Origin of the sequence: Pseudomonas karstica, assembly GCF_009707515.1 — a bacterium.
Classification (GTDB): Bacteria; Pseudomonadota; Gammaproteobacteria; order Pseudomonadales; family Pseudomonadaceae; genus Aquipseudomonas; species Aquipseudomonas karstica.
Map to the genome: position 1 here is coordinate 36,261 of NZ_WLYI01000006.1, position 25,995 is coordinate 62,255.

Sequence of the window (25,995 nt, forward strand, 5' to 3'; positions counted from 1 at the left end):
TTGCGCAAACCGCCTGACTATTATCACGCCACTATTCCCTGTCACCCAGTGCCCAGCATAAGGTAGTCCTCATGTCCCTGATCAACGAATACCGTGCCACCGAAGAAGCTATCAAAGAGCTGCAAGCCCGTTTGAAGAACCTGTCCCAAGACGACAAACTGCAAACCGAGCTGGAATTCGAAGGCAAACTGCGTACCCTGATGGGTGAATACTCCAAATCCCTGCGTGACATCATCGCGCTGCTGGATCCAGAGTCGAAAGTTAAAACCCCACGTGGTGCCGTGAAAACTACCGGCACCAAACGTGCTCGCAAGGTTAAACAGTACAAAAACCCGCACAACGGCGAAGTGATTGAAACCAAAGGTGGCAACCATAAGACCCTGAAAGAGTGGAAAGCCAAGTGGGGCGGCGATGTGGTTGAAGGCTGGGCTACCCTGCTGGGCTAAGTCTCGCATGGTCGCTACCTGATTCGCGACGCAATAAAAAACGCCAGCATGCTGGCGTTTTTTATTGCACGGGTTTTCTCCATAAATTGATTACAGACTCAAGCGCGCGCCTAAAGAGTCTGCATACTCCTGCCATTCATCCAGCACCAAACGCTGAAATGATGTAGCACTAACGGCCAATTCCAGCCGGGCACTCTTAAAACTCTCCAGGGTATTGGGTGCACCCCATACAGGATCCGACAACCGTTGCTGACAGAAAAGTCGCCAACGCTCTTGCTCTTCACTACTCAAGGTGTGCGGAAAGTTTCGAGCACGGTAGCGAAATAATAATTCTGGCAAACGCTGATCATCAAACGGCCACTGCCGAGCTAACTGTTCAGGCTCGGACAGTCGGACTTGCTCACATAAACGCCGATCACGATCACCAATAAAACCATCGTATAGCTGCTGCTCAGGGTCAGTGCCCGATGCAAATTCTTCCTCGGCGTATATCGCCGGCAACTTGTCGCGCCAAACTTCCTGTGCGTCAGTTAGCCGCAGGGCACGCGCCTGATACAACGCCATGTCCAGTTGCAAACGCTGGCGGTCTTCGGCTCGCAGTACATTCAACGGAGCAACCACCGGGCAACGATTGATGTGCAGCAATTTGAGCGGCACCGGCAACTCACCTTCGGCCAGGTCGTCGCGCCGGGTATACAAGCGCTGGCGCAGAGCGTCGGCATCCAAGTCCAACAGCCCCTGGGGATCAAGCCCCAGGTCACAGACAATCAAGGCATTGCGATTGCGCGGATGCCAGGCCAGTGGCAATACCACTCCCAGGTAATGGCGCTCGGCAGAAAAGCGACCGGAAATATGCACCATCGGCTGCAACAGCCGTACCTGGTCCATTACCCGTTGCTTGCTGCGCAACTGAAACAGCCAGTCATACAGTTTGGGTTGTTTCTCACGGACCAGTCGGGCCAGGGCGATGGTAGCGCGAACATCGGACAAGGCATCGTGAGCCTGCCCATGGTCGATGCCATTGGCGGCGGTCAGGCGTTCAAGCTTGAGGGTGACGCGCCCGTCCTGCTCCGGCCAGTCAATCCCTTGCGGACGCAGGGCGTAGGCCGTGCGGACGACATCGATCAGGTCCCAGCGACTATTGCCGCCTTGCCACTCCCGTGCATAAGGGTCGAAAAAATTACGATACAAACTGTAGCGCGTCATTTCATCATCAAAGCGCAAGCTATTGTAACCGGCGCCACAGGTGCCAGGAGCAGCGAGCTCAGCGTGAACCCGGGTCATGAAGTCGGCTTCGGCCAGGCCTTTTTGCGCCAGCACGCTCGGCGTAATGCCGGTAATGGCACAAGCCGCCGGATGGGGCAGGATATCGTCGCCGGGCTGGCAGTAAAGATTGATTGGAGGCCCGACCTCATTGAGCTCAAGGTCGGTACGAATCCCGGCTACCTGCAGTGGGCGGTCATTGCGGGGGTTGATGCCGGTGGTTTCATAGTCGTACCAGAAGAGGGTGGTCACGGGCTATTCCTATGCTGAAGACCGACAAAGTCTAGGCGCTGTAAGGCGCATGGGGCCAGCACCGTTTGCACTGTACAAACATTCAGTGAAAAATTGCAGTGCTCTGAGTGGTTGCTTCCACCGTCGACACTGCTAGCATCCGTCTCTCTATTCGCCCGCTGTCACCCCGGTGCAACAGCCCTGCACTGCCAAGGACCGCGATGCCATCAGCGCCATTGGACACCCGCTACCAGATCGAGACGCCGGAGGGCATCGACCTGCCCCTGCGCCCGGCCGGCCTGCTGCCTCGCTCCCTGGCCTTCGCCTTCGACCTGGGCCTGCGCGGCCTGATCCTCGGCATCCTGTTCATAGCCCTGGCGTTTCTTGGCAACCTGGGGGTTGGCCTGGGCTCGATCCTGCTGTTCCTGGTCAGTTGGTGGTACATGGTGCTGTTCGAAGTCCTCAATCAGGGCTGCTCGCCTGGCAAGCAGATCATGGGCTTGCGAGTGGTGCAGGACGATGGCACGCCCATTGGCTGGTCCGCGTCGCTGATACGCAACCTGCTGCGTTTTGTCGACATGCTGCCCTTCGGCTACTTCCTCGGCGCCATCAGTTGCCTGCAGCATCCCCACTTCAAGCGCCTCGGTGACCTGGCGGCCGGGACCCTGGTGATTTACCGCGAGCAACCGTTGTCACGCCCGCAACTTCCCCAGGCTCCCGCACTGCACCTGCCGTTCGCCCTGGACCTGAACGAGCAGCGAGCCATCCTCGGTTTCGTCGAGCGCCAGGGCGAACTGTCCACCGAACGTGTCAACGAGCTGGCCGCGATCCTGGCTACACCCTTGCGGGTCTCTCCGGCCCGCGCCGTAAGCGAGCTCAATGGCGTGGCCCGCGGCTTGTTGGGGCCGGTATGAAGCAGAGTCTTTTCGAAAGCCGCCACCAAGCCCAATGGCAAGCCTTTGCCGCCCAGTTGGCGCAGTTGGAACAAAGCAAGGCCAAGACCGGAGACTTCGCCGACTTCCCTCATCTTTACCGGCGATTGTGCCAGCACCTCGCCCTGGCCCAGGAGCGTGGCTACAGCAGTTACCTGGTGGACTCGTTGCAACAGCTGGCCCTGCGTGGCCATCAGCAACTGTATCGACATCGCAGTCAGTTGGGGGCCAACGTGCTGGGCTTCCTGCTCGCCGACTTTCCCCGGTTAGTCCGTGAGCAATGGCGCTTCGTACTGGCGGCCAGCCTGTTGTTCTTTGGCAGCCTATTGGGCATTGCCCTGCTGGTGTACCTGTTTCCAGACCTGATCTACAGCATCGTCCCCCCCCGGCAAGTGGCCGAGATGCAGGGTATGTACGACCCTGATGCCAGCCGCCTGGGGCGGGCCGCCGAGCGAGCATCAAGCGAAGACTGGATGATGTTCGGCTACTACGTCATGCATAACATCGGCATTGCCTTCCAGACATTCGCCGCCGGCTTGCTGTTTGGCTTGGGCAGTGCGTTCTTCCTGCTCTTCAATGGGTTGATGATCGGCGCCGTGGCCGGGCACCTGACGCAAATCGGCTACGGCCAGACCTTCTGGTCGTTTGTCATTGGACACGGCGCCTTCGAACTGAGCGCTATAGCCCTGGCCGGTGCCGCCGGGCTGCAACTGGGTTGGGCGCTGATCGCCCCCGGGCCTCTGCCAAGAAGCGAATCCCTGCGGCTGGCAGCGCGCAAAAGCGTGCAAATGATCTGTGGGGTCATGGTGTTCCTGCTGATTGCGGCATTTATCGAAGCCTATTGGTCTTCCATCACTACTGTTGCTCCCTGGATCAAGTACCTGATGGGTAGCGCGCTCTGGTTGCTGATGGCCGCTTACCTGTTACTTGCCGGCCGGAGTCGTCATGCGCCTGAATGACGCCAGTGTGGTGATTCGCCCCCGTACTGCCTGGGAAGCCATGGATCTTGGCATCCTGCTGGCCCGTGAGCATCGTTGGCTGTTGATGAGCAGTTGGGCATTGGTGACCCTACCGGTGTTCGCCCTGCTCAGCACGCTGCTATGGAATTATCCGTCCACCGCGCTGTTTCTCTTCTGGTGGCTGAAGCCTGCCTTTGACCGCCTGCCGCTGTTTATCCTGTCCAAGGCCCTGTTCGGCGAGACACCCACTCTCAAGCAGGCCTTGCGCCAATGGCCGAGCCTGCTCAAGGGCCAACTGCTGGCGAGTCTGACCTGGCGACGCTTGAGTCTGAGCCGCAGCTTCGTGATGCCCGTGGTCCAGCTCGAAGGCCTGGAGGGTCAGGCGCGCCAACAACGCCTGGGGGTCCTGCAACAACATAATGCCGGCTCGGCGCGCTGGCTGACCCTGATCGGCATGCACCTGGAAATGGCCCTATGGATCGGGTTGTTGGGGCTGTTCTATCTGCTCCTGCCGCAGCAGGTCGAACAGGAGTGGGACTGGCAACAGTTTGTGCTCACTGCCGGGCACGACTGGCTGTGGTTGGAGCACCTGACCAATGCCTTCTACGCCTTGATCCTGGTGTTTTGGGAGCCGATCTATGTCTCTTGTGGCTTCAGCCTCTACCTGAACCGCCGCACTGTATTGGAAGCCTGGGACCTGGAGCTGGTGTTCCGTCGCCTGCGCCAACGCTTGAGCCCGGTGCTGCCGGTTCTGCTAATGGCCATCGGGCTGATACTGATCCCGGCGTCTCAACCGGCCATGGCCGATGAGCCGGTCCATGCGAAGCCTCTCAGCACACACGCAGCCCATCAGTCGATCACGCAGTTGCTGGATCAGCCACCGTTCAAGAATCCGCAGACCGTTACCCGCTACCGCTTCGGTCCTGACAAGCCCGCCGAAAAAAACAAACCGGAGGGCGAAGCCAAGCTACCGGCCTGGCTGGAAGCATTGTTGAACAATCTCAACCGTAACTCGTTCAAGCATCTGGCCCAGGGCATTGAGGTAGCACTCTGGGGTTTGCTGGCTGGCTGTCTGGCCTTGGTGATCTGGCGCTATCGAGAGTGGTTGCGGGCCTTTGTCAGCCGGCGTGCGTCTCGCAAAACCCGCACCGCCAAACCCATTCCCACGCAACTGTTCGGCTTGCAATTGGGTGCCGACACCTTGCCCGACGACATTGCCAGCACCGCCGAGCAACTCTGGCCAACAAGGCCACGCGAAGCCCTTGGCCTGCTGTACCGTGCCTTGCTCAGCCGCCTGTTGCACGACTTCAACCTGCCACTGAAAAACGCCGACACCGAAGGCCAGGTCCTGGAGCACATTCACCTATTGCAACACCCCCAGTTGTTGGCGTTCAGCGATGACCTCACCCAGCACTGGCAAAACCTCGCCTATGGTCACCGCCTGCCGCCGCCACAGGTGCAACAACAGCTATGCAGCCATTGGCGAGCCTTGTTCGACTCGGGAGCGGCGCCATGAACCGGCCGCTGTTATGGGTCGCCCTGTTGTTCGGTTGCCTGCTGACAGCGGGCGGCCTCTATGCCTGGCACAAAGCAATCCCCTATCAGGAAGTGGTGGAACGCGGTCCTTCTCCCGAGGCCCAAGCCAACCCCTATCTGGCGGCAGAACACTTTCTGCGCCAACAGGGCCTGGTGGTCGAGCATGCCAATGGCCTTGAACAACTGACGAGCCTGCAACCCTTGGGCAGCAGCCTGTTGTTGCTGGGTGATCGCAGCAACATGACCCCACGCCAGGCCGACCAACTACTGGAATGGGCCAAGGCTGGCGGCCATCTGCTGCTGGTGGCTGAAGCACTGTGGGATGACGACACCGGCAAAAGCGACGACCTGTTGCTGGATCGCGTGCAACTGCGCCAAACCTTTAGTGAAGGTTTCGACAAGCCGGCACCCGTTGGCAAAAAACAGCCACCGGACCTGACCAAGCTGTATGTCGACAACGAAACCCCGGCGACCTATTTCAGCTTCGACACCGACTTCAACCTCATCGACCCCCAGCACCTGGCCCAGTTCTCGGCCAACAGCGCCAAGGCCAGCCACTTGATGCAGGTCAACTTCGGGCAGGGCAGTGTCACGGTGATCACCGACAGCGAGTTGTGGAAAACCCGCAACATCGGCCTGTACGACAATGCCTGGCTACTGTGGCACCTGAACCAGGGCACCGCCGTCACACTGCTGTTCAACAGCGATGTAGACAACGTGTTCAGCCTGCTGCTGCGTTACTTCCCCCAGGCACTGGTAGCCCTCGCAGCGCTGACAACCCTGGCGTTGTGGCATGCAGGCATGCGCCAAGGGCCAATCCGGCCCCCCGCGTCCAAGGCCCGCCGGCAATTGCAGGAGCACTTGAAGGCCAGTGCCGATTTCCTGCTGCGTCGCAGCGGGCAAAACAGCCTGTTGCAAGCCCTGCAACACGACATCCTGCGTACCGCCCGACGCCGTCATCCCGGCTTTGAACACCTCGACACCCCAGAACAATGGCAGGTTCTTGAACACCTGACCCGCCAACCTAACCTTGTCATCAGCCAGGCCTTAGGCCCACCCCCGGCAAAGCGGCTTTCCAGCGCCGACTTCAGCCGCCAGGTGGCGTGCCTGCAAACCCTCAGGAATGCCCTATGAGCGAATTACCAGCGCCCTCCCTTGAGCGCGCCAGCGAGTTGGCCCAAGCCTTGCGCGTCGAACTGCGCAAGGCGGTGATCGGTCAAGACCAGGTTATCGACGAGGTACTCACTGCACTGATCGCTGGCGGCCATGTGCTGCTCGAAGGGGTTCCCGGCCTGGGTAAAACTTTGCTGGTGCGCGCCCTGGCACGCTGTTTTGGCGGTGAGTTCGCGCGCATACAGTTCACCCCGGACCTGATGCCCAGCGACGTTACCGGCCACGCCGTATACGACCTGCACAGCGAACAGTTCAAACTGCGCAAGGGGCCCCTGTTCACCAACCTGCTGTTGGCTGACGAGATCAATCGCGCGCCCGCGAAAACCCAGGCAGCACTGCTGGAAGCCATGCAGGAGCGCCAGGTCACCCTTGAAGGCCAGGCACTGCCCATCGGGCAACCCTTCATGGTCCTGGCCACCCAGAACCCCATCGAACAGGAAGGCACCTACCCGTTGCCCGAGGCCGAGCTGGATCGTTTCATGCTCAAGGTACGCATGGATTATCCCGAAGCGCAGCAGGAACTGGATATGGTGCGCGAAGTGACCCGTTCGTCCAGGGCCGACATGCTCGACGTGCAGCCGCTGCGTACCGTACTCCAGGCCGCAGATGTGCTGCTGTTGCAACAGATTGCCAGTGAGTTGCCCCTGGATGAGCAGGTACTCGATTACGCCGTACGCCTGGCCCGCACCACCCGCAGTTGGCCAGGCCTGACCATCGGCGCGGGCCCCAGGGCATCCATCGCCCTGGTGCGTGGCGCGCGGGCCCGGGCCTTGCTGCGTGGCGGTGAGTTCGTGACCCCGGACGACATCAAGGGCTGCGCCCTGGCAGTGTTGCGCCACCGGGTACGCATCGCCCCAGAGTTGGATATTGACGGGCTGGAGGTGGACCAAGTGCTTAAACAACTGCTGGACCAAGTCCCGGCACCACGGCAATGACCTGCCCATGAAGCCCACCCGCCTGTTGTTGATCTGGCTCGGTCTCCTGCTGGGTTCAAGCGTCTTGCTGGGCACCTTTTCGGCATTGCAATTCAACCTGCCGGACACCCTGGATTCGATCGCCTGGGGCCTGCTCCTGGCACTGTTGCTACTGGCGCTGCTGGATGCCTTTCGTCTACGCCAAAAGCCTTCGCCACGGGTGCGACGGCAGATGCCCGGTAGCCTGGCGCTGGGGCGCTGGGGGGATGTGCGGCTTGAGCTTGAACACGATTACCCACAACCTCTGACCATCAAGGTGTTCGACCATGTGCCTGACGGCCTGAGCGCAGAACACTTGCCTCAGTCCATCGAGCTGCGGCCCGGAGAGCGCAGCGAGCTGGGCTATCGCCTGCGTCCGTTGCGACGTGGGCACTTCAGTTTCGAGTGGTGTGAAGTCCACCTCCCCAGCCCACTGGGACTATGGTTGGCACGCCGCTTTATAAAAGCCGACGATGGGACCCGCGTCTACCCCGATTTTGCCCGTTTGTATGGTGCACAATTGTTAGGGGTAGACAACTGGCTCAGCCAACTCGGCGTACGCCAGCGTCAACGTCGTGGGCTGGGCCTGGAGTTCCACCAGTTGCGTGAGTTTCGCGAAGGCGACAGCCTGCGCCAGATCGATTGGAAAGCCACCGCCCGACAGCGCACCCCTATTGCCCGCGAGTATCAGGATGAGCGTGATCAACAAATCGTCTTCATGCTCGATTGCGGCCGACGCATGCGCAGCCACGATGACGAACTGTCCCACTTCGATCACGCCCTGAATGCCTGCTTGCTGCTCAGCTACGTGGCCCTGCGCCAGGGCGATGCCGTCGGGCTCTGCACATTCTCTTGCGACCAACCGCGCTACCTGGCGCCCGTCAAGGGCAGTGCCCAACTCAACCTGTTGCTGAATACCGTGTATGACCTGGACACCACCCGGCGTACCGCCGATTACCAAGCGGCTGCCAGTCAACTGCTGGCCCGACAGAAGCGCAGGGCATTGGTCATTGTGGTGACCAATCTACGGGATGAGGATGATGAGGAACTGCTGACAGCGGTCAAGCGAATCAGCCGCCAGCACCGGGTGCTGGTGACGAGCCTGCGCGAGGAAGCCCTCGACCAACTCCGCCAGGCCCCAGTGCAAACGCAGTCCGAGGCCTTGGCCTATTGCGGCGCCGTCGATTACCTCAATGCCCGGGACGAACTTCATGACCGCTTGAGCGCCCACGGCCTCTCGGTGCTGGACACACGACCTTCTGAGCTGGGAGCCGCCCTGGTGACACGCTACCAAGGCTGGAAGAAGGCGGGAGAGTTATAGCAGTCGCTACGCCGAGGCCTGCAAGGGGCCAGCTATAAAATGACAACTATCATCAAAGGGACGCAGGTCGTGACTGAACGGCACTGGCACCCGAGTAGTGCCCCAGTTGTTGCAGGGTATCGAGCCTTGCACGAGCGCGGAAGGCATATTCGCTGGCCGGGTACTGGCTGATAATGAATTGATAGGTTTGCGCCGCATCGACGAACAGTTTCTGCCGCTCCAGGCACTGCCCGCGCAGCATCGAAACCTCCGGTTGCACATAGCGCCGGGAACGACTTTCACGGTCGACCTGGGACAGTTCAAGGGTTACCCGCTGACAATCGCCGACGCCGTATGCGCGATAGGCATTGTTCAAATGATGGTCCATCGACCAGCGGGTACAGCCGACAACACTGACGGCCAGGGCAGCAATGATCACGATTCGCATGGGGGGTTCTCCTGTCTTGTGCAGTGTATCGACCCCAAGGCAAAAATCTTCAAGGTTGTTCACCTGCCAAACAGATGAAAACAAGCGAATCGTCGATAAGTAGTGCAAACGAACAATGACTACAACCAAAGAGCATAGTAGCCTTCCTCAGCGCTTGAACTCAGGAGTCCGTGCATGTCCGTCCGTCGTACCAAAATCGTCGCCACCCTTGGCCCGGCCAGTAACTCGCCGGAAGTCCTCGAACAGCTGATTCTGGCTGGCCTGGACGTTGCCCGTCTGAACTTCTCCCATGGCACCCCGGACGAGCACAAGGCTCGCGCCAAACTGGTGCGTGACCTCGCCGCCAAGCATGGCCGCTTCGTTGCACTGCTGGGCGACCTGCAAGGCCCGAAAATTCGTATCGCCAAATTCGCCAACAAGCGAATCGAGCTGAAGATCGGTGACAAGTTCACCTTTTCCACCAGCCATCCGCTGACCGACGGTAACCAACAAGTCGTGGGTATCGACTACCCGGACCTGGTGAAAGATTGCGGCGTCGGCGACGAACTGCTGCTGGACGACGGCCGTGTGGTCATGCGCGTCGACACGGCCACCGTCACTGAACTGAACTGCACCGTGATCATCGGCGGCCCACTGTCGGATCACAAAGGCATTAACCGTCGCGGCGGTGGCCTGACGGCGCCGGCCCTGACTGAAAAAGACAAGGCCGACATCAAGCTCGCCGCCGAAATGGAAGTGGACTACCTCGCCGTGTCCTTCCCGCGCGACGCCGCCGACATGGAATACGCCCGTAAACTTCGAGACGAAGCCGGCGGTACCGCCTGGCTGGTGGCGAAGATCGAACGCGCCGAAGCCGTCGCTGACGACGACACCCTCGACGGCCTGATCAAGGCTTCCGACGCCGTGATGGTTGCCCGTGGTGACCTGGGTGTGGAAATCGGTGACGCCGAGCTGATTGGTATCCAGAAGAAGATCATCCTGCATGCACGCCGCCACAACAAAGCGGTGATCGTCGCGACCCAGATGATGGAGTCGATGATCCAGAACCCGATGCCGACCCGTGCCGAAGTGTCGGACGTAGCCAACGCCGTGCTCGACTACACCGACGCCGTGATGCTCTCGGCTGAAAGTGCCGCTGGCCCGTACCCGCTGGAAGCCGTCCAGGCCATGGCGCGTATCTGCGTCGGTGCTGAAAAGCACCCGACCAGCAAGACCTCCAGCCACCGCATCGGCAAGGTCTTCGAAAGCTGCGACCAAAGCATCGCATTGGCAGCCATGTACACCGCCAACCACTTCCCGGGCGTGAAGGCAATCATCGCCTTGACCGAAAGTGGCTACACGCCGTTGATCATGTCGCGTATCCGCTCCTCGATACCGATCTATGCGTTCTCCCCACACCGCGAAACCCAGGCCCGCGCGGCCATGTTCCGTGGTGTCTACACCGTACCGTTCGACCCCGCATCGTTGCCGCCTGAACAAGTCAGCCAGGCTGCCATCGACGAGTTGCTCAAGCGTGGCGTTGTGGAGAAAGGCGACTGGGTCATCCTGACCAAGGGCGACAGCTACCACACCATTGGTGGCACCAACGGCATGAAGATCCTGCACGTTGGCGACCCAATGGTCTGAGTGACACGCTGAACAATAGAAGCCCCGCCATGTGAATGGCGGGGCTTTTTGCTTTCTGAAGCTGGTGATGTGCTGGCTGCGCAGCAGTCGCCTGGGCCTTGAAATCGCTGAAGGTCCTGCGGCCCTTATCGCAGCCTCGTGCCTCGACAGCGGCTACAAAAGCCGATCGCTGATTACCTGTAGCCGCTGGCGCAGCCTGCGATCGGCTGCGCAGCAGTCGCCTAGGTCTTGAAATTGCTGAAGGTCCTGCGGCCCTTATCGCAGCCTCGTGCCTCGACAGCGGCTACAAAAGCCGATCACCGATCACCTGTAGCCGCTGGCGTAGCCTGCGATCGGCTGCGCAGCAGTCGCCTGGGCCTTGAAATTGCTGAAGGTCCTGCGGCCCTTATCGCAGCCTTGTGCCTCGACAGCGGCTACAAAAGCCGATCACCGATCACCTGTAGCCGCTGGCGTAGCCTGCGATCGGCTGCGCAGCAGTCGCCTGGGCCTTGAAATTGTTGAAGGTCCTGCGGCCCTTATCGCAGCCTCGTGCCTCGACAGCGGCTACAAAAGCCGATCACCGATCACCTGTAGCCGCTGGCGTAGCCTGCGATCGGCTGCGCAGCAGTCGCCTGGGCCTTGAGATTGTTGAAGGTCCTGCGGCCCTTATCGCAGCCTCGTGCCTCGGCAGCGGCTACAAAAGCCGATCACCGATCACCTGTAGCCGCTGGCGCAGCCTGCGATCGGCTGCGCAGCAGTCGCCTGGGCCTTGAAATCGCTGAAGGTCCTGCGGCCCTTATCGCAGCCTCGTGCCTCGGCAGCGGCAGAAAGCCAAGTCTTCAGGACGTTCAAAGCGCTTAGTCGTGGCAAGTCTCGCAGTTGGAAAATTCAGCGCTCAACCACGGGGCAAGAAGACGTCGGCCAACAGTTGATTGCGCGGCAAGCCAGCCAGGAACAGGCGCTTTGAAAAGGCCTCGACGCTGTCAGGGTGTCCGCAGAGTAAAGCCAGGGTTTGCCGGGAAACAAGTCGTAGTTGTGCCAAAGCGTCGACCAGCTCAGCCGCCGTCCATAACTCCACCGTCAGGTTTGGATGGCTGGCCGCCAAGGCCGCCAAAGGCTCGGCCAGGTAATGACCATTGGCGTCATGGGCCAGGTGAATGACCCGGATGGCGCCTTGATGATCCTGGCACAAAGCCTCGCGCAACACACCCCACAACGGCGCCAGGCCGGTGCCCGAGCCCAGCAGCCAGAGCGGACGGGCCTGCCAGTCCGGGTCGTATTGCAATGCCCCGCCACGCAGTTCACCCAGGCGCAGGCTATCGCCCGTCTTCAGTTTTCGGGCGGCATCACTGAATTCGCCGGGCAGGCGGCAATCAAGGTGAAACTCCAGGAACGGGTCAATCTGGGGCAGACTGGCCAGGGAATAAGGCCGCGCCACCCTCCCCGCCCACAACACCAGGTGCTGCCCGGCGCGATAACGCAGGCCGCGTTCAGCTTGCAGGCGCAGGCGCAACACTGCTGGATTCAGCCAATCGGCACGCAGCACCTGCGCGGCCAGGCCATCATTCACCGGGTCGAAGGCTTCAACCTGCAGATCGCCCGTGACCTGGCATTGACAGGCCAGGCGCCAGCCGTCATCTCGTTGCGCCGGACTCAAGGCGTCAGGTTGATTGTCCCGCACCTCACCCAGGCAACGCACCAGGCAGGCATGACAACTACCAGCCCTGCAACTGTAGGGCACGGCGACACCGGCCTGGTTCAGGGCATCCAACAGGTTGCTGCCGGTGGGTACCGACCAGTGGCGTTCGCCGACGTGCAGTTCAGGCATGAAACGTTCTCTGTAGGAGCGAGCTTGCTCGCGATGGTCGTTAACGATGACGCTGGAAACCTGACACTCAGCGGCGTCCTGAAATTTTTCGCGAGCAAGCTCGCGCCTACAGAGAATCACGCTAATCAACGTTTGACCATCGTCGGGTGTATCGGTCATCGCGCCGGGTTATACTGCCGCGCCTTTTTAGCGTCGCGTCAGCACTACCCCAGCACTACCTGCCGACGTGCCTTGGAAAGGTGCCTTCAGCCGACCGATACCCCCACTGAAGACACCTTTATTGTATGTTCCCGTCTTATAGAGGAGCGCGACTCATGACCGTGATCAAGCAAGACGACCTGATTCAGAGCGTTGCCGACGCCCTGCAGTTCATTTCCTATTACCACCCCGTTGACTTCATCCAGGCGATGCACGAGGCCTACCTGCGCGAAGAATCGCCAGCGGCCCGTGACTCCATGGCGCAGATCCTGATCAATTCGCGCATGTGTGCCACCGGCCACCGCCCGATCTGCCAAGACACCGGGATCGTCACCGTTTTCGTTCGCGTGGGCATGGACGTGCGCTGGACTGGCGCCACCATGGGCCTGGACGACATGATCAACGAAGGCGTACGTCGCGCCTACAATCTGCCGGAAAACGTCCTGCGGGCCTCGATCCTCGCCGACCCGGCGGGCGCACGGAAAAACACCAAGGACAATACCCCGGCGGTGATCCACTACTCCATCGTCCCGGGTAACACCGTGGAAGTGGACGTGGCGGCCAAAGGTGGCGGCTCCGAGAACAAGTCGAAAATGGCCATGCTCAATCCGTCGGACTCGATCGTCGACTGGGTACTCAAGACCGTTCCGACCATGGGCGCCGGCTGGTGCCCGCCGGGCATGCTGGGCATCGGCATCGGCGGCACCGCCGAGAAAGCCGCGGTGATGGCCAAGGAAGTGTTGATGGAATCCATCGACATCCACGAGCTGAAAAAACGCGGCCCGTCCAACCGTATCGAAGAGATGCGCCTGGAGCTGTTCGAGAAGGTCAACCAACTGGGCATCGGTGCCCAGGGCCTGGGTGGACTGACCACCGTGCTCGACGTGAAGATCATGGATTATCCGACCCACGCCGCTTCGCTGCCGGTGTGCATGATCCCTAACTGCGCCGCCACCCGTCACGCGCACTTCGTGCTCGACGGCTCCGGCCCGGCGTCGCTGGAAGCGCCACCGTTGGACGCTTACCCGCAAATCGTCTGGGAAGCCGGCCCGTCGGCCCGTCGCGTCAACCTCGACACCCTGACCCCGGAAGACGTGCAAAGCTGGAAACCGGGCGAAACCGTACTGCTCAACGGCAAGATGCTCACCGGTCGCGACGCCGCGCACAAGCGCATGGTCGAGATGCTGAACAAGGGCGAAACCTTGCCAGTGGACCTCAAGGGTCGTTTCATCTACTACGTCGGCCCGGTTGATCCGGTGCGCGAAGAAGTCGTCGGGCCTGCAGGCCCCACCACGGCGACGCGGATGGACAAGTTCACGCGCCAGATCCTCGAGCAAACCGGCCTGCTGGGCATGATCGGCAAATCCGAGCGCGGCCCTACCGCCATCGAAGCGATCAAGGACCACAAGGCCGTGTACCTGATGGCAGTCGGTGGCGCGGCTTACCTGGTGGCACAAGCCATCAAGAAATCCCGCGTCGTGGCTTTTGCCGAACTGGGCATGGAAGCAATCTATGAGTTCGACGTGAAGGACATGCCGGTGACCGTTGCGGTGGACAGCAAGGGTGAATCGGTGCACATCACCGGTCCCGCCATCTGGCAGAAAAAGATCAGTGAAAGCCTGGCAGTAGAAGTGCAGTAAGACTTTCACTGTAAGGAAAAAGGCGACCGGGACTACAGGCCCGGTCGCCTTTTTTATTGCGCATGCTATGGTGCACGCCCCTAATTGCCCTGTTCATCTGCATATGATCGCGATCCCCCGCCCATTGCGTTTGACTTTCTATACCCTGCTGATCGTCGCTGGCACCGTACTCGCCGCAAGTACAGCCATACGCCATGCCGAACGCCAGGCTCTGGCGGACGATGCCGCCCGCGCCAATCAACAGTTGGCTTTGTATGCCAACTCCCTGCACACCCTGATCGAGCGTTACCGTGCCCTGCCTGCCGTGTTGGCGCTGGACTCGGAAATGATCAGCGCCTTGAAGGGTCCGCTGGACACCAGCACCCAGGACCTGCTCAACCGTAAGCTGGAACGTATCAACGACGCCGCCCAGTCTTCTACTCTGGAGTTGATGGACCGCAACGGCCTGGCCGTGGCCGCCAGCAACTGGAACCTGCCCAGCAGTTATGTGGGGCACAACTATGCGTTTCGTCCCTATTTCCAACAGACCCTGAGCCAGGGCACCGGGCACTTTTACGCGGTGGGGGTGACCACCGGGGTACCGGGTTACTTCTTGTCCAGCGCGGTGCTGGACGAACGCCAGCAGTTCATTGGCGCCATGGTGGTCAAGTTGGAGTTTCCGGAGCTGGAGCACGAGTGGGCCCAGGGTAATGACCTGCTGCTGGTCAGCGACGCCCGGGGCATCGTGTTTATCGCCAATCAGCCAGACTGGCGCTATCGCGCCTTGCGCCCGCTGTCAGACAACGACCACGCCGAGCTCAAGGCCACCCGGCAATACGACAAAAAAACCCTATTGCCCCTGGACACCCAAGTCTTGCAGCACTTTGGCGACAATAGCCACTTGATGCGTGTCGTCGGCCCCGAGAGCAACGCCCAGTACATCTGGGAAACCCTGCCGTTGAAGGCCGAGGGTTGGACCTTGCACCTGTTGCGCAAACCCCAGGTTGCCTTTGAAGACCAACGTAATGCCGGCCTCGCCGCTGCCGGTTCATGGTTGGCCCTGGTGTTCCTGCTGCTGTTCCTGACCCAGCGCTGGCGCCTGGCCCGGCTGCGCCAGCGCAGCCGGGAAGAGCTCGAGCTATTGGTGGACGAACGCACCCGCGCCCTGCGCACCGCCCAGGATGGCCTGGTGCAGTCGGCCAAGCTGGCTGCACTGGGGCAGATGTCCGCGGCCCTCGCCCACGAAATCAACCAGCCACTGACTGCCCAGCGGATGCAGCTTGCTACTCTGAGGCTGCTGCTGGATCACGGTCGGGTGGATGACGCCTACAAAGCCCTGACGCCACTGGACGATATGCTCACCCGCATGGCGGCCCTCACTGGCCATCTCAAGACATTCGCCCGCAAAAGCCCCAGCGGCCTGCGTGAACGCCTGGATCTTGCAACAGTGGTGGACCAGTCCCTGCTTTTGCTCGACGCCCGCCTGCGGGACGAAGCCATCGGCACGCTGCTGGACTTGACTCGTCCAGCGTGGGTACGAGGCGATGCGATTCGCCTGGAACAAGTGTTGATCAACTTGCTGCGCAATGCCCTGGATGCCATGGCCGACAAACCGCACAAACGCCTGGAAATCCGCCTGCATGCCGATCAACAATTGTGGAGGCTGACCGTCATCGACAGCGGTGGCGGCATTGCCGAGGAACACCTCAATAACGTGTTCGACCCGTTCTTCACCACTAAACCTGTGGGCGACGGGCTCGGCTTGGGGCTGGCGGTGTCTTACGCTATCGTCCACGAACTGGGCGGTCGCCTCGGCGCCGCCAACCAAGGTGACGGCGCGATCTTCACCCTGACCTTACCCATCGCCCTGGAGACACCTGAGCTATGTTGAATGCGGTGATTGTGGTCGATGACGAAGCCAGCATCCGCACGGCCGTCGAGCAATGGCTGAGCCTGTCGGGCTTCGAGGTGCAGTTGTTCAGCCGTGCCGAAGAATGCCTGCTGCAACTGCCCAGGGATTTTCCCGGGGTGATTCTCAGCGACGTACGCATGCCGGGCCTCAGCGGCCTGGAATTTCTGGCCGAAGTTCAGCGGCTCGATGCCGACTTGCCGGTGATTCTGCTGACGGGCCATGGCGATGTACCGATGGCTGTCGAAGCCATGCGCGATGGCGCCTACGACTTCCTTGAAAAACCCTTCAGCCCCGATACATTGCTCAACAGCCTGCGCCGGGCGCTGGACAAGCGCGGGCTGATCCTGGAGAACCGCCGTCTTCATCAACAGGCCGATCATCGGGCCAAACTGGAATCGAGCTTGCTGGGGGTGTCCCGCGGTTTGCAAAACCTGCGACGCCAGGTACTGGACCTGGCGACCTTGCCGGTCAACGTGTTGATCCGTGGCGAAACCGGCAGCGGCAAGGAGCTGGTCGCCCGCTGCCTGCATGATTTCGGGCCTCGGGCGAAGAAGCCCTTCGTGGCGCTCAATTGCGCGGCAATCCCCGAGCAGTTGTTTGAGGCCGAACTGTTCGGCCACGAAAGCGGCGCCTTCACCGGCGCCCAGGGCAAACGCATCGGTAAACTGGAATACGCCCACGGCGGCACCTTGTTTCTCGATGAAATAGAAAGCATGCCCCTGGCCCAGCAGGTGAAACTGTTGCGAGTGTTGCAAGAGCAGAAGCTGGAGCGGCTGGGTTCCAACCAGAGCATTCATGTGGACTTGCGGATCATCGCTGCCACCAAGCCGGACCTGTTGGAAGAAGCCCGGGCCGGGCGCTTTCGCGAAGACCTGGCTTACAGGCTGAACGTCGCGCAACTGCGCCTGCCACCCTTGCGCGAGCGCCGGGAAGATATTCCGCTGCTGTTCGAACACTTTGCCCAGAGTGCCGCCGAACGCCTGGGCCGCAGCTTTGCGTCGCTGAGCGGACCGCAACTGGGGCGACTGCTCAGCCATGACTGGCCTGGCAATGTACGCGAGCTGGCCAACGTCGCCGAGCGCCAGGTACTCGGGCTGGGTGAACCGGAACCGGAAGGCATCGAAGCCGGGCAATCGTTGGCAGCGCAGCAAGAGGCGTTTGAAGCGCATTGCCTGAAAGCCGCGTTGACCCGGCACAAAGGCGATATCAAGGCCGTGCTGGCCGAGCTACAACTACCCCGGCGCACGTTCAATGAAAAGCTGCAACGCCATGGCTTGGCGCGGGACACCTTCCTCTAACCAGGCCTTCGTAGTATGAGTGAGCGGTTTTCCGCTCATCACACACCAAACATCAGCGACTTTCCGCTCAATAAAATCCTGCAACCCCTCTAGAGCGGGCCTTCATCTACTTGGCACAGCTCCTGCTATAGCCCTTACCAAGCTGCGCTTGCGCGCGCCCCACAAAAACAATTAGATGAAGGATCCTTCAATGGATAACTCCAATACCCTGCCTCTGGGGTCGGCGGCTGCGCCAGCGAAAGAGCGCACCACCACCAGCCGTATCAAGTCGATTTTCAGTGGTTCGGTCGGCAACATGGTCGAGTGGTACGACTGGTATGTCTACGCCGCTTTCTCACTGTACTTCGCCAAGAGTTTCTTCCCTGCCGGCTCCTCCACGGCACAACTGATGAACACCGCTGCGATCTTTGCCGTAGGCTTCCTGATGCGGCCTATCGGTGGCTGGTTGATGGGCCTGTATGCCGACCGAAAAGGTCGTAAAGCTGCGCTGATGGCTTCGGTATTGCTGATGTGCTTCGGCTCCCTGTTGATTGCCTTGACCCCCAGTTACGAGACTATCGGCATCGGCGCACCGATCCTCCTGGTGTTTGCCCGTCTGTTACAGGGCTTGTCGGTAGGTGGTGAATACGGCACCTCGGCCACTTATCTGAGCGAGATGGCCACCAAAGAGCGTCGCGGCTTTTTCTCCAGCTTCCAATACGTAACCCTGATCTCGGGCCAGCTCATTGCCTTGGCTGTACTGATCATCCTGCAACAAACCCTGACCACCGAACAACTCTACGCCTGGGGCTGGCGCATTCCGTTCGCCATTGGCGCCTTGTGTGCAGTGGTCGCGCTGTACCTGCGTCGCGGCATGGAAGAAACCGAGTCGTTCACCAAGAAAGAAAAAGCCAAGGAAAGCGCCATGCGCACCTTAATGCGCCATCCCAAGGAACTGATGACCGTGGTCGGCCTGACCATGGGCGGCACCCTGGCGTTCTACACCTACACCACCTACATGCAGAAATACCTGGTGAACACTGTCGGCATGAGCATCTCCGACTCCACCACCATTTCGGCGGCCACACTGTTCCTGTTCATGTGCCTGCAACCCATCGTCGGCGGGCTGTCGGACAAGGTCGGTCGTCGACCAATCCTGATCGCCTTCGGCGTCCTCGGCACCCTGTTCACCGTACCGATCCTCACCACCCTGCACACCATCCAGTCCTGGTGGGGTGCGTTCTTCCTGATCATGGCCGCGCTGATCATCGTCAGCGGCTACACCTCGATCAACGCCGTGGTGAAGGCCGAGTTGTTCCCTACCGAGATCCGTGCCCTAGGCGTTGGTTTGCCTTATGCCCTGACCGTATCGATCTTTGGTGGTACCGCTGAATACATCGCGCTGTGGTTCAAGAGCATCGGCATGGAAACCGGTTACTACTGGTACGTGACCGCGTGTATTGCAGTGTCACTGGTGGTCTACGTGACCATGAAGGACACCCGCAAACATTCGCGGATTACTACGGACTAAAAGGGGTCGGCAGACACCCAAAAGGTTCTTTACAGAACTGCGGACATACAGCAACAAAAGCGCCGGTTTTTTTCAGATGTTCGTGTAAGCACACACATCTGAAAAACCGGCGCTTTTGTATGCAATATCAATATTTACCACCCTTTTCGGGCGGCGTGACAGAGGCTTTTCTCAATATGAAAAACAGGCTTTGATTCTATAGCTATGCAGGTCACCTTGAGCCAACAGGTTAGGTAAAACTGGCGCGACCCATTACTGAGCCGCCTACCAAGGACCTGACATGTTGCTCCACTACTTTATCCCCATTCTATTTTTTGCGCTGCAATGCATCGCCGGCCAAACCCATGCCAGAGATCTGGCAGAAGGGTTGGCCGATCAGGCTCCCTCTATGGCATTGCAGAACCATAACCAACGCTATGCCCTCTGGTCCGGTATCGGCCGTTTGAAAAACGCTATAGATCAAACCTGTAACGCAGTTTTGCTCGATACCCGTAACCGACAAAACGAAGCCGTCGGTCCAGCCTATGTACTGACCAGCGGGCATTGCGTGTTCTTCAGCTACGGTTCGGCACGCATCAACCAGGCCATGGATGCGAACATTACCTTCCTTTACTTCACCGATACCCCCGAAAAACACCAAACCTTTAATATCAAAATAGCCCGTTGGAGCAGCATGGTCGGCACCGACCTGGCGATTCTAGAGCTGGATGACTCACTGGCTACGCTTATCTCCGACGGCATCATGCCCCTCAAACTTGCCGCTACCCATCAGTATGCCGGTGAGCGCGAGGTGATCAACGTGGGCTCCCCGGCCGGGTTTCGATTGAACGGTTTGCGCATGAGCGCCTGCAAGGAGTCACCCGCAGGCGATTTTGTCGAGCATCCTGGTGTCTTCCCCGGCGCCATGAAAAACCGTTGCAGTGACCTTCAGTACGGTAGTTCCGGCAGCCCGATGCTGGATCGTCAGACTAACGAGGTCACCAGCATCGTCAGCAAGGTTTCGGCCGTGATCAAAAAAGACCTGCTCAAAAACTGCCAAAATACCTCTGCCTGTGAAGCCGCCAAATTCAACTACAGCTATTCGGCCGACGCCCTGCGCCATTGTTTCGTCGATGGAGTGTTCAAAAACGACACTACCGATTGTCAGCTCAAGCCCGTCGAGATAACCCTGGAGGAGCCGTGGAATCTGCCACCGTTTGTTCACATGCAGCAGGGCCAAGCCGGGCAAAGTATCTGGCCCATTTGGAACATCCGGTTCTCGACCCAGGACCCGTTCTATCGTTTCAAGGCCACCGATAGCGTCAAGGCTTGTAAAAACTCCCAGGGCTACTACACGGCAGTCAGCGCAACGGACGCCTACATCAACGAAGCCATCGGTCCGGCACTCGGCGCACATGTGTTGTGCATCATCGGCCTGACAAGCCGCAACCAGCGGTTGACGCCCGCCTTGTTACACAATGCGTTTACGCACGCCGTTTTCCTGACTCCTGAGACGCCAGCCCCGCAGGTCAGCGTGGACTACCGGATAGACTGGGATGCCTCACATATAGGCTTCCTGCACTCTTACGCCTATGTCGAGCCTTCACGCGCCGCGTCCTGCGCAGACAGCGATGACCCTCGCTACACGCGAACGACCGGTAGCATTGCCTACCAGGCCTCACAACTCCCCGTCACAGTGTGCAGCTATGCGCGCAACGCGGCGGGACAACCCTCGGCCACACGCAGGGATGTGATCGAAAAATCAACGCACTGCCCCCTCACGCAACCGACGCGAGTATCACCCTCCACTTGACCGTAGAAATCAATCGCCACGCCTTGCACTATAGTGCCCTCCCAGAACCCCCAGCAGGAACCCCGGTCATGCCCGATGATATCCACTTCTACGAACCCGCCAACGGCCACGGCCTGCCCCACGATCCGTTCAACGCGATCGTAGGCCCACGGCCGATTGGCTGGATTTCGTCACACGACAGCGAAGGCCGCCTGAATCTGGCGCCCTACAGTTTCTTCAACGCCTTCAATTACATTCCACCGATCATTGGTTTTTCCAGTGTCGGGCGCAAAGACAGCCTGAACAATATCGAACAGACCGGCGAGTTTGTGTGGAACCTGGCAACGCGACCACTGGCCGAGCAGATGAACCAGAGCTGCACGCCCGTTTCTCCCGAGATCAACGAGTTTGAATTAGCCGGCCTGACGCCGGTGGCCTCGAAAGTGATTGCCGTGCCTCGGGTGGGTGAGAGCCCGGTGTCGTTCGAGTGCAAGGTGACGCAGATTATCCAGCTGCAACGCGCCGACAAGGAGCCGGTGCCAAGCTGGCTGGTGCTTGGCGAGGTGGTCGCCGTACACATTGCCAAGTGGCTACTCAAGGATGGGGTGTATGACACCGCCGCCGCCGAGCCGATACTGCGCGGCGGCGGCCCGGCGGATTACTTTCAGTTGGGGCCTGAGGCGTTGTTCAAGATGCACCGGCCGCGATGATTGGAATGCCACCTGCGATGACAATTGTAGAAAGTACCCGGTTTAGCTGACCACCGTTGCCCAGGCCAACTGGCCTTCTTCATCCACATCGATCAACCGCTCAAGTTGCTGGGCAGCAGCGTCGTCGGCGTCGTCGGCGGTCTTGAACGTGTGTTCATCAAGAATCTTGTGAAAGCGCGGTGCGCCCATGCCATCCAGTGCCTTGATGGCGATAGCGGCGCTGTAGCCACCTTCTCCCGGTACTACGGCGGATACGGCTTCGTGGTGGGCAAACTCTTTACGTGCCATGTTGCAGGTCCTGGGCAATGGAAAAGTTGGCCATTCTAACCTCTCAACCAGCGAGCTGCAGATACTCCCCGTAGGCGTGCGCAGCGGATGCATCGGTGAAGGTCTGGAAGTCCATGCTGCGCACAACCATGTCGTTCAACAACTCAGTGAAGATCATCAGGGCCGGAGAGTTGAAGTAGGCGCTCATCGCCTGCTCGCTGCTCCAGAAACCCGAGACCAGCCATACATCGGGATCGACCTGAGAATGCTGCAACGAGAATTGCAGGCAACCCTGAGCCTCGCGGCCCGGTTCGATCAAACTGCTCAAGCGTGCACCCAGTTCGGTGCTGCACCCAGTGCGGGCGCGGATAAAGGCCATATGGCTCGCGGGAATGGGGGTGGACATGTTCGACTCTCCCGTTGAGAAGTGATGCTCGGCAAGCACTGTGAGGGCGTGTTGCCACAGGATCAAAGATAGCGGCGCGAGTGGGCACGCGGTTAGTCGATTCCTGCCGGCTTATTGCACAATCCTGTGAGAAGCGTAGACAGGACGTTTGGCCCGCAGGTTTATTCCAAGGACCAACGCCTTGTTTCAGGGAGATGACAGGCCCACTGCTTGCCTGATTCACGATGTGTCGCAGGATCAGGCAAGGATTGTGCAGAATCGACGTAACACTGTTTGAATAGCCGTCACTAAGCTGACCCCATCAAAGCAGCCTGTAGAGGACGCCCCATGCCGCCGCCCGAACAAAAGCCCACACCTCTCGATGCCGAGATGGAAAAACAGCGCGCCGAACTGGCCAGTATCGTGCACCGGCATACCTGGGAAGATGGCTCCTACGGCACGGCGATCACAACGCTTTACCTGAACCGCCACAACGCGCCGCGCGACTTCATGCCAGTGCTGGTGGAGCCTGCCCTGTGCATCCTGGCCAGCGGCAGCAAGGAAGTGCGCCTGGCTGACGAAATCTTCGCCTACGACCCGCTCAACTACCTGGTGTTCTCGGTCGCGATGCCGGTGGCTGGTCGGATCATTCATGCCACCCCGGAAGAGCCGAACCTGTCGGTGCGCATCAATATCGACCCGGCCCAGCTCACCGCGCTGATCGCCGAAGCCGGCCCGATGGGTGTGCCGTCGCGCCCGACATCCCGTGGCATGTATGTCGACCGCATCGACAACCAATTGCTCGACGCCGTGCTGCGTTTGACCCGCCTTTTGGATACGCCCAAAGACATCGACATGCTCGCGCCGCTGATCAACCGGGAAATTCTTTACCGTTTGCTGCGTGGTCCGCAGGGTTATCGACTGTATGAAATTGCCGTGGCCAATAGTCAGAGCCATCGGGTCAGCCAGGCGATCAAGTGGCTGAACGGCAACTACGAACAAGCGCTGCGCATTGATGACCTGGCCAAGGAAGTGAACCTGAGTGTCTCGACCTTGCACCATCGCTTCAAGGCCATGACGGCCATGAGCCCGCTGCAATACCAGAAGCAACTGCGTTTGCAGGAAGCCCGGCGCCTGATGCTTGCCGAAGGCCTGGAGGCTTCGGCAGCGGGCTATCGGGTGGGATATGAAAGCCCCTCGCAGTTCAGTCGTGAATACAGCCGGCTGTTTGGTGCGCCACCGTTACGGGATTTGGCGCGGTTACGCCAGAGCGTCTAACCCACACTTGTAGCCTGCGATCGGCTGCGCAGCAGTCGCCTGAGGCCTTGAAATTGTTGAAGGTCCTGCGGCCCTTATCGCAACCTCGTGCTTCGGCAGCGGCTAGGTCCATTGAAAGACCTCAGTCCAGGCCTCGGGGCAGTTGCAAGGTCACCCGTAACCCACCCTCGCGCAAATTCTGCAAACTCACTTCACCCCCATGGCTATGGGCAATATTGCGGGCGATGCCCAGGCCCAGGCCGTAGCCCTGCTGCTGGCCGGCGAGGCGGAAGTGCGGTTCGAAAACTTGCTCCATGCGCTGCTCGGGCACACCAGGCCCTTCGTCATCAACGTGCAGGATGAACTCCACACCGTCATCTTCAATATGCAAATGAGCGTTTTGCCCATACTTCAAGGCGTTATCGATCAGATTGCCAATGCAGCGCTTGAGTGCCAACGGTTTGCCCGGATAAACCGCCAGTGCCCTTCCCTGTTGAGTGACCCGGCCGTTGCCGCTGGGGGCCAGGTAAGGCTCCACCAGGCAATCGAGCACGTAATTGAGGTCTACCGGTTCGATGTTCTCGTGAATATCGGTGTCCTTCACGCATTGCAGCGCACCTTTTACCAACAACTCCAACTCATCCAGGTCCCGGCCGAACTTGATTTGCAGTTGTTCATCCTCCAGCAACTCCACACGCAACCGCAGGCGCGTGATAGGTGTGCGAAGGTCATGGGAAATGGCGCTGAACAATTGACTGCGCTCGGTCAGGTAACGGCTGATGCGTTCGCGCATGGCATTGAAGGCCCGGCCCACTTCCACCACTTCACTGCCACCGCCTTCGGCCACCGGTTCAACGTCGGCGCCCAGGGACATATTCCGCGCCGCCCGCGCCAGACGCTTGAGCGGACGGCTTTGCCAGTGCACCAGCAGTCCGATAAACAACAGCAGGAACGTGCTGGTCAGTACGATAAACCAGACCTGCTGGGCCGGCAGGCCTGGTTCTTCAAGGCTGGTATAGGGCTCAGGCAACAACGAGGCGATGTATAGCCACTCGCCGGGAGCCAGCTGGATCTGGGTCACCAGCACCGGCGGATTGACCGGTTCCAGGGTCAGGGCGTAATGCGCCCAGGAGCGCGGCAATTCGTCGAGCTTCAAACCGGCGTTGAAGATCCGCAAGTCTTCGGCGCTGACAAATTCCACCGAGAGATGCACATCGTTGCCCAGGGTCTGGCGCAGCACTTCTTGCACCGCACCCAGCACCGCAAACTTGCGCGGGGTCTCAGGCAACACCTCCATGCCCAGGGGTTTGTCGTTGAGAGTCACCACAAACCGGGTACCGCCCATGCTGCGCAATTGGTCCAGCACCAACGGGCGAAAAGCCACCGGCAAGGAGCGGAAATAGCTGACGCTGGCGGTCATCGAATGAGCCAGGCTGCGGGCGCTGGTGACCAGGCCTTCCAACTGAGTGGCGCGTAATTGTGAGACCCAGATCACGCTGGACAAGGCCTGGGCAAACAACACCGCCAGCAGGGTCAGCAATAGCATCCGCCCCAACAGCGAGCGGGGTACCGGAACCCGCCGACGCAGTTCGTTCGGGTGTTCAGTGGGCATTGCTGGCAACCACACTGGCTGCCAGTTGGTAACCGCTGCCGCGCACCGTACGTATCAGCCGAGGTGGTTTTTCGGTGTCCCGCAGCCGTTGGCGCAAACGGCTGACGGCCATGTCGACGATGCGGTCCAACGGCATCAAGTCGCGGCCCCGGGTGGCGTTGCCGATGGTGTCGCGGTCGAGGATTTGCTGGGGGTGGTCGAGGAACAGTTTCAACAAGGCAAAGTCGGCGCCGGAGAGAATCACTTCTTCACCGTCCAGGTGGAACAAGCGATGGCTGATCATATCCAGGCGCCATTCATCAAACACCAACACTTCGCCACCGTTGCGCTCCTGCCCGAACTGGGCACGGCGTAACAGGGCCTTGATGCGGGCCTGTAGTTCACGCGGGCTGAACGGCTTGCCGATGTAGTCGTCGGCGCCCAGTTCCAGGCCTATCACCCGGTCGGCTTCGTCGGAGCTGGCGGTGAGCATGATGATTGGCACCTGCGCCTGACGCGGGTGCTGACGAACCCAGCGACAAAGACTGAAGCCATCTTCGTCCGGCAGCATCACATCAAGGATCACCAAGTCGCACGGTGCCTCATTCATCGCCTGGCGAAACCCTGCACCATCCGACACGCCACGGACCTGAAAACCGGCGCGACAGAGGTAGGTTTGCAGCAATTCGCGGATTTCCTGGTCGTCGTCAACCAAGAGAATGGATTTACTGATTACGCTCACAGGGTCCTCCTTGTTGTTATGGGTGGTGCAGGGCGTTACTGGATCATGTGTCGATCTTGCC

The 25,995-nt window shown here is 59.9% G+C and carries 22 protein-coding genes and 1 pseudogene; 16 read left to right on the forward strand and 7 right to left on the reverse strand.

All coding sequences use genetic code 11. The features are described 5' to 3' along the window. The first annotated feature begins 71 nt into the window (after nt 1–71). On the forward strand, nt 72–446 hold the full coding sequence (gene mvaT, locus GIR22_RS06250) for a histone-like nucleoid-structuring protein MvaT (protein ID WP_154742484.1): 375 nt from the start codon (nt 72–74) through the stop codon (nt 444–446). A 90-nt stretch (nt 447–536) separates the two neighbouring features. Here mvaT and sbcB read toward each other — a convergent pair whose 3' ends face one another. Further along, entirely contained in the window at nt 537–1,961 is a 1,425-nt protein-coding gene (gene sbcB / locus GIR22_RS06255; protein ID WP_178122121.1) for an exodeoxyribonuclease I, read from the reverse strand. A 200-nt stretch (nt 1,962–2,161) separates the two neighbouring features. On the opposite strand from sbcB, the gene GIR22_RS06260 reads away from it, so the two are divergent. The 6 genes from GIR22_RS06260 to GIR22_RS06285 are packed head-to-tail and all read left to right on the forward strand — an operon-like array spanning nt 2,162 to nt 8,814. After that, the gene (locus tag GIR22_RS06260; protein ID WP_154742485.1) at nt 2,162–2,854 is read left to right on the forward strand and encodes an RDD family protein; all 693 of its coding nucleotides are present in this window, start codon (nt 2,162–2,164) and stop codon (nt 2,852–2,854) included. Continuing rightward, nucleotides 2,851–3,831, forward strand: coding sequence for a stage II sporulation protein M (locus GIR22_RS06265; protein WP_154742486.1), 981 nt, complete (start codon nt 2,851–2,853; stop codon nt 3,829–3,831). Before GIR22_RS06260 ends, GIR22_RS06265 begins: the two co-directional genes overlap by 4 nt. Next, nucleotides 3,818–5,347 (forward strand): DUF4129 domain-containing protein, encoded by a 1,530-nt coding sequence (locus GIR22_RS06270; RefSeq protein WP_154742487.1) that lies wholly within the window; start codon nt 3,818–3,820, stop codon nt 5,345–5,347. Before GIR22_RS06265 ends, GIR22_RS06270 begins: the two co-directional genes overlap by 14 nt. Continuing rightward, on the forward strand, nt 5,344–6,501 hold the full coding sequence (locus GIR22_RS06275; protein WP_154742488.1) for a DUF4350 domain-containing protein: 1,158 nt from the start codon (nt 5,344–5,346) through the stop codon (nt 6,499–6,501). Before GIR22_RS06270 ends, GIR22_RS06275 begins: the two co-directional genes overlap by 4 nt. Then, the gene (locus tag GIR22_RS06280; protein WP_154742489.1) at nt 6,498–7,475 is read left to right on the forward strand and encodes an AAA family ATPase; all 978 of its coding nucleotides are present in this window, start codon (nt 6,498–6,500) and stop codon (nt 7,473–7,475) included. Before GIR22_RS06275 ends, GIR22_RS06280 begins: the two co-directional genes overlap by 4 nt. Before the next feature lie 7 nt (nt 7,476–7,482). Further along, nucleotides 7,483–8,814, forward strand: a complete 1,332-nt coding sequence (locus GIR22_RS06285) for a DUF58 domain-containing protein (RefSeq protein WP_154742490.1) — start codon at nt 7,483–7,485, stop codon at nt 8,812–8,814. 52 nt (nt 8,815–8,866) lie between these two features. Here GIR22_RS06285 and GIR22_RS06290 read toward each other — a convergent pair whose 3' ends face one another. Continuing rightward, the gene (locus tag GIR22_RS06290; protein ID WP_154742491.1) at nt 8,867–9,241 is read right to left on the reverse strand and encodes a tetratricopeptide repeat protein; all 375 of its coding nucleotides are present in this window, start codon (nt 9,239–9,241) and stop codon (nt 8,867–8,869) included. A gap of 174 nt (nt 9,242–9,415) precedes the next feature. On the opposite strand from GIR22_RS06290, the gene pyk reads away from it, so the two are divergent. Beyond that, entirely contained in the window at nt 9,416–10,867 is a 1,452-nt protein-coding gene (pyk, locus tag GIR22_RS06295) for a pyruvate kinase (protein WP_154742492.1), read from the forward strand. An 874-nt stretch (nt 10,868–11,741) separates the two neighbouring features. Here pyk and GIR22_RS06300 read toward each other — a convergent pair. Continuing rightward, the gene (locus GIR22_RS06300) at nt 11,742–12,674 is read right to left on the reverse strand and encodes an iron-sulfur-binding ferredoxin reductase (protein WP_154742493.1); all 933 of its coding nucleotides are present in this window, start codon (nt 12,672–12,674) and stop codon (nt 11,742–11,744) included. Between GIR22_RS06300 and GIR22_RS26715 the strand changes: the two are divergent. The 7 genes and pseudogenes from GIR22_RS26715 to GIR22_RS06330 form a co-directional block, all read left to right on the forward strand. Then, nucleotides 12,660–12,785 (forward strand): annotated as a pseudogene (locus GIR22_RS26715) (outer membrane lipoprotein carrier protein LolA); the annotation flags it as partial. The gene GIR22_RS06300 and the pseudogene GIR22_RS26715 overlap by 15 nt on opposite strands. A 203-nt stretch (nt 12,786–12,988) precedes the next feature. Beyond that, nucleotides 12,989–14,512: a fumarate hydratase gene (locus GIR22_RS06305; RefSeq protein WP_154742494.1), complete on the forward strand. Its 1,524-nt coding sequence runs from the start codon at nt 12,989–12,991 to the stop codon at nt 14,510–14,512. A 103-nt stretch (nt 14,513–14,615) separates the two neighbouring features. After that, nucleotides 14,616–16,382, forward strand: a complete 1,767-nt coding sequence (locus tag GIR22_RS06310) for an ATP-binding protein (protein WP_154742495.1) — start codon at nt 14,616–14,618, stop codon at nt 16,380–16,382. After that, on the forward strand, nt 16,376–17,701 hold the full coding sequence (locus GIR22_RS06315) for a sigma-54-dependent transcriptional regulator (protein WP_154742496.1): 1,326 nt from the start codon (nt 16,376–16,378) through the stop codon (nt 17,699–17,701). The genes GIR22_RS06310 and GIR22_RS06315 overlap by 7 nt, the downstream gene beginning before the upstream one ends. A gap of 190 nt (nt 17,702–17,891) precedes the next feature. After that, a complete protein-coding gene (locus GIR22_RS06320; protein ID WP_154742497.1) occupies nt 17,892–19,211 on the forward strand; it encodes an MFS transporter in 1,320 nt (439 codons plus the stop codon). A gap of 280 nt (nt 19,212–19,491) precedes the next feature. Then, nucleotides 19,492–21,003 (forward strand): trypsin-like serine peptidase, encoded by a 1,512-nt coding sequence (locus tag GIR22_RS06325; RefSeq protein ID WP_246207939.1) that lies wholly within the window; start codon nt 19,492–19,494, stop codon nt 21,001–21,003. A gap of 68 nt (nt 21,004–21,071) precedes the next feature. Next, nucleotides 21,072–21,692 carry a flavin reductase family protein gene (locus GIR22_RS06330; protein WP_154742498.1) on the forward strand — a complete coding sequence of 207 codons (621 nt, stop codon included), beginning with the start codon at nt 21,072–21,074 and terminating at the stop codon, nt 21,690–21,692. 42 nt (nt 21,693–21,734) lie between these two features. On the opposite strand, the gene GIR22_RS06335 is transcribed toward GIR22_RS06330, so the two are convergent. Together GIR22_RS06335 and GIR22_RS06340 are read right to left on the reverse strand one after the other, a co-directional pair. Further along, the gene (locus GIR22_RS06335) at nt 21,735–21,980 is read right to left on the reverse strand and encodes a hypothetical protein (protein ID WP_154742499.1); all 246 of its coding nucleotides are present in this window, start codon (nt 21,978–21,980) and stop codon (nt 21,735–21,737) included. Between the two features lie 43 nt (nt 21,981–22,023). Beyond that, the gene (locus GIR22_RS06340; protein WP_154742500.1) at nt 22,024–22,365 is read right to left on the reverse strand and encodes an antibiotic biosynthesis monooxygenase family protein; all 342 of its coding nucleotides are present in this window, start codon (nt 22,363–22,365) and stop codon (nt 22,024–22,026) included. Between the two features lie 327 nt (nt 22,366–22,692). Between GIR22_RS06340 and GIR22_RS06345 the strand changes: the two genes are divergently transcribed. Then, entirely contained in the window at nt 22,693–23,622 is a 930-nt protein-coding gene (locus GIR22_RS06345; protein WP_154742501.1) for an AraC family transcriptional regulator, read from the forward strand. Between the two features lie 121 nt (nt 23,623–23,743). Here GIR22_RS06345 and GIR22_RS06350 read toward each other — a convergent pair whose 3' ends face one another. Further along, nucleotides 23,744–25,213: an ATP-binding protein gene (locus tag GIR22_RS06350; RefSeq protein WP_154742502.1), complete on the reverse strand. Its 1,470-nt coding sequence runs from the start codon at nt 25,211–25,213 to the stop codon at nt 23,744–23,746. Next, nucleotides 25,203–25,934, reverse strand: a complete 732-nt coding sequence (locus tag GIR22_RS06355) for a response regulator (protein WP_178122122.1) — start codon at nt 25,932–25,934, stop codon at nt 25,203–25,205. Before GIR22_RS06355 ends, GIR22_RS06350 begins: the two co-directional genes overlap by 11 nt. Nucleotides 25,935–25,995: the final 61 nt, after the last annotated feature.

Excerpts from the sequence above, each read along its gene's own strand:
- mvaT (WP_154742484.1), top strand. The coding sequence starts at position 72 with ATGTCCCTGATCAACGAATACCGTGCCACCGAAGAAGCTATCAAAGAG.
- GIR22_RS06260 (WP_154742485.1), top strand. The coding sequence starts at position 2,162 with ATGCCATCAGCGCCATTGGACACCCGCTACCAGATCGAGACGCCGGAG.
- GIR22_RS06265 (WP_154742486.1), top strand. The coding sequence starts at position 2,851 with ATGAAGCAGAGTCTTTTCGAAAGCCGCCACCAAGCCCAATGGCAAGCC.
- GIR22_RS06270 (WP_154742487.1), top strand. The coding sequence starts at position 3,818 with ATGCGCCTGAATGACGCCAGTGTGGTGATTCGCCCCCGTACTGCCTGG.
- GIR22_RS06275 (WP_154742488.1), top strand. The coding sequence starts at position 5,344 with ATGAACCGGCCGCTGTTATGGGTCGCCCTGTTGTTCGGTTGCCTGCTG.
- GIR22_RS06280 (WP_154742489.1), top strand. The coding sequence starts at position 6,498 with ATGAGCGAATTACCAGCGCCCTCCCTTGAGCGCGCCAGCGAGTTGGCC.
- GIR22_RS06285 (WP_154742490.1), top strand. The coding sequence starts at position 7,483 with ATGAAGCCCACCCGCCTGTTGTTGATCTGGCTCGGTCTCCTGCTGGGT.
- GIR22_RS06290 (WP_154742491.1), bottom strand. The coding sequence starts at position 9,241 with ATGCGAATCGTGATCATTGCTGCCCTGGCCGTCAGTGTTGTCGGCTGT.
- pyk (WP_154742492.1), top strand. The coding sequence starts at position 9,416 with ATGTCCGTCCGTCGTACCAAAATCGTCGCCACCCTTGGCCCGGCCAGT.
- GIR22_RS06300 (WP_154742493.1), bottom strand. The coding sequence starts at position 12,674 with ATGCCTGAACTGCACGTCGGCGAACGCCACTGGTCGGTACCCACCGGC.
- GIR22_RS06305 (WP_154742494.1), top strand. The coding sequence starts at position 12,989 with ATGACCGTGATCAAGCAAGACGACCTGATTCAGAGCGTTGCCGACGCC.
- GIR22_RS06310 (WP_154742495.1), top strand. The coding sequence starts at position 14,616 with ATGATCGCGATCCCCCGCCCATTGCGTTTGACTTTCTATACCCTGCTG.
- GIR22_RS06315 (WP_154742496.1), top strand. The coding sequence starts at position 16,376 with ATGTTGAATGCGGTGATTGTGGTCGATGACGAAGCCAGCATCCGCACG.
- GIR22_RS06320 (WP_154742497.1), top strand. The coding sequence starts at position 17,892 with ATGGATAACTCCAATACCCTGCCTCTGGGGTCGGCGGCTGCGCCAGCG.
- GIR22_RS06325 (WP_246207939.1), top strand. The coding sequence starts at position 19,492 with ATGTTGCTCCACTACTTTATCCCCATTCTATTTTTTGCGCTGCAATGC.
- GIR22_RS06330 (WP_154742498.1), top strand. The coding sequence starts at position 21,072 with ATGCCCGATGATATCCACTTCTACGAACCCGCCAACGGCCACGGCCTG.
- GIR22_RS06335 (WP_154742499.1), bottom strand. The coding sequence starts at position 21,980 with ATGGCACGTAAAGAGTTTGCCCACCACGAAGCCGTATCCGCCGTAGTA.
- GIR22_RS06340 (WP_154742500.1), bottom strand. The coding sequence starts at position 22,365 with ATGTCCACCCCCATTCCCGCGAGCCATATGGCCTTTATCCGCGCCCGC.
- GIR22_RS06345 (WP_154742501.1), top strand. The coding sequence starts at position 22,693 with ATGCCGCCGCCCGAACAAAAGCCCACACCTCTCGATGCCGAGATGGAA.
- GIR22_RS06350 (WP_154742502.1), bottom strand. The coding sequence starts at position 25,213 with ATGCCCACTGAACACCCGAACGAACTGCGTCGGCGGGTTCCGGTACCC.